This is a genomic window from Bradyrhizobium sp. 142, assembly GCF_023074015.1.
GTDB lineage: Bacteria > Pseudomonadota > Alphaproteobacteria > Rhizobiales > Xanthobacteraceae > Bradyrhizobium.
Genome location: NZ_JADPKQ010000491.1, coordinates 1 through 618, shown reverse-complemented (window position 1 = coordinate 618; position 618 = coordinate 1). Strand labels below are relative to the sequence as shown.

The 618-nt window shown below is 64.1% G+C and carries 1 protein-coding gene; it reads right to left on the bottom strand.

All coding sequences use genetic code 11. The features are described 5' to 3' along the window. On the bottom strand, positions 1–618 hold a 618-nt coding region (locus tag IVA82_RS44345; RefSeq protein ID WP_247387756.1), incomplete at both ends, for a transposase.

Sequence of the window (618 nt, the reverse complement as noted above, 5' to 3'; positions counted from 1 at the left end):
GGGCCGGTCAAGGCCAAGCCTTGCGGTGGCCGCAAGTGCGGCCAGCCTTGACCGCCCCTGCGCGCGGCGGCTGCAAGATTGATGGCCGGGACGGAAGAATGGGCCTGCGGCGCGGCCGAACAAAAGAATGGACGCACGCGATTTCCAGCAAGCGTCATCTCGATAATGAAAAAATCGCTTGGCCGGGAAGTCGTAGAATGCGAGCAGCGTGTCTCGATCCTTGCTCAGGCAGTCGGCCGCCTTCTCGTATTTCAGCGCGTAGCTCTCGATGAAGGCGTCGAACGCCAGCTCGGCGGCGACCTTCGTTTCAGCCATCCAGATCTCCTGCAACGCGCGCTTGGCTTTCTGCTGCTGGCTCTTCGGCAGCTTGGCGAGCACGTTTGCAGTCTTGTGTACCCAGCAGCGCTGCTCGCGCGTTTTCGGCCAGATCTCGCCGGCGGCTTTCCAGAAGCCGAGTGCGCCATCGGCGATGACGAGCCGCGGAGGCACGTCGAGCCCGCGCCGCTTCAGATCAAGCAGCAGATCGCGCCAGTCGTGCGCGCTCTCGCGGGCACCATCGGTGAAGCCGACCAGTTCCTTGCGGCCTTCCGGCGTCGCACCGATCAGCACGAGGATGCA